The 721-nt window shown below is 49.5% G+C and carries 1 rRNA gene; it reads left to right on the top strand.

The features are described from left to right. Positions 1 to 256: 256 nt before the first annotated feature. Positions 257 to 721 (top strand): 16S ribosomal RNA (locus tag ACLD1Y_RS31595); the annotation flags it as partial.

Raw genomic sequence — 721 nt, 5'->3', positions numbered from 1 at the left:
GAAATCTTCGAAAGCTTCTGAAAATAATCACTTGACAGCAAATGAGGCTGCTGTAGAATGCGCGCCTCGGTTGAGACGAAAGATCTTAACCAACCGCTCTTTAACAACTGAATCAAGCAATTCGTGTGGGTGCTTGTGGAGTCAGACTGATAGTCAACAAGATTATCAGCATCACAAGTTACTCCGCGAGAAATCAAAGATGTAACCAACGATTGCTGAGCCAAGTTTAGGGTTTCTTAAAAACCCAAAGATGTTTGAACTGAAGAGTTTGATCATGGCTCAGATTGAACGCTGGCGGCAGGCCTAACACATGCAAGTCGAGCGGTAGAGAGAAGCTTGCTTCTCTTGAGAGCGGCGGACGGGTGAGTAATGCCTAGGAATCTGCCTGGTAGTGGGGGATAACGTTCGGAAACGGACGCTAATACCGCATACGTCCTACGGGAGAAAGCAGGGGACCTTCGGGCCTTGCGCTATCAGATGAGCCTAGGTCGGATTAGCTAGTTGGTGGGGTAATGGCTCACCAAGGCGACGATCCGTAACTGGTCTGAGAGGATGATCAGTCACACTGGAACTGAGACACGGTCCAGACTCCTACGGGAGGCAGCAGTGGGGAATATTGGACAATGGGCGAAAGCCTGATCCAGCCATGCCGCGTGTGTGAAGAAGGTCTTCGGATTGTAAAGCACTTTAAGTTGGGAGGAAGGGCAGTTACCTAATACGT

The organism is Pseudomonas sp. 18175 (genome assembly GCF_050432925.1).
Lineage (GTDB): Bacteria > Pseudomonadota > Gammaproteobacteria > Pseudomonadales > Pseudomonadaceae > Aquipseudomonas.
The sequence above is the reverse complement of the archived record's forward strand: the minus strand, read 5'-3'. Positions and strand labels throughout refer to the sequence as shown.